1 pseudogene is annotated in these 848 nt (G+C 55.4%); it reads right to left on the bottom strand.

Annotated elements, in window-relative coordinates:
* Positions 1–770, bottom strand: a pseudogene (locus tag ACFOWX_RS13325) (IS5 family transposase).
* Positions 771–848: the final 78 nt, after the last annotated feature.

Below are 848 nucleotides of genomic sequence, written 5' to 3'. Positions count from 1 at the left end.
CTAGGTCACCGACTCATTAAAGCGCAACCAGATGCGGATTGAGGCGAGTTGTACCGAGGCGAGATAATTGTCATCGCGCTTGTCGTATCGTGTTGCAACGGCACGGAAGTGTTTGAGTTTGCTAAAGAAGCGTTCAACAAGGTTACGATATTTGTAGAGGAACGGACTGAAGGCGGGCTTGCGTCGTCGCTGCGGCATGGCGGGGATATTGGCGAACGCACCTTTGGCGGCGATAGCAGCGCGCAGATTATCGGCATCATAGGCACGGTCCGCCAGCAGGATATTGTCAGGACGCAGGCTGTCCAGCATCTCGAACGCACTATGCCCATCATAGGCTTGCCCTGCGCTCAGGCGCAGCGTGACGGGCATGCCATTAGCATCGACCATAGCATGGATTTTGGTAGTCAGCCCGCCACGCGAGCGGCCCATGCAATGGGATCGCCCGTCTTTTTTTTGGCGTTGCCGCCATGCTGATGCACGCGGATCGAGGAGCTGTCGATCATCTGGATATCGCCATCATAAGCCTCTGAAACAGCCTCCAATATCCGGGCCCAATGGCCCGCTTTGCGCCAGCGGTTGAACCGGTTCACGCAAGTTGTATGCGGCCCGTAGCGTGCTGGAATATCCGCCCAGGGCGCGCCAGTGCGCAGCCGCCAGAATATCCCGTTCAACACCCGCCGGTCATCCACACGCGGAACGCCTCTCACCTTGTTCGGCAACAACGGTTCGATCACACTCCACTCAAAATCAGTCAAATCAAAACGTCCCATTACCCAGTCTCCTTTCGCAAAAAGACTGAATCAGATATTACGCTTCTTGGGAATCCCTTTTATGAGTATGTGACCTAG

The sequence above is a fragment of the Sphingorhabdus arenilitoris genome, assembly GCF_042651485.1.
Classification (GTDB): Bacteria; Pseudomonadota; Alphaproteobacteria; order Sphingomonadales; family Sphingomonadaceae; genus Sphingorhabdus_B; species Sphingorhabdus_B arenilitoris.
The sequence above is the reverse complement of the archived record's forward strand: the minus strand, read 5'-3'. Positions and strand labels throughout refer to the sequence as shown.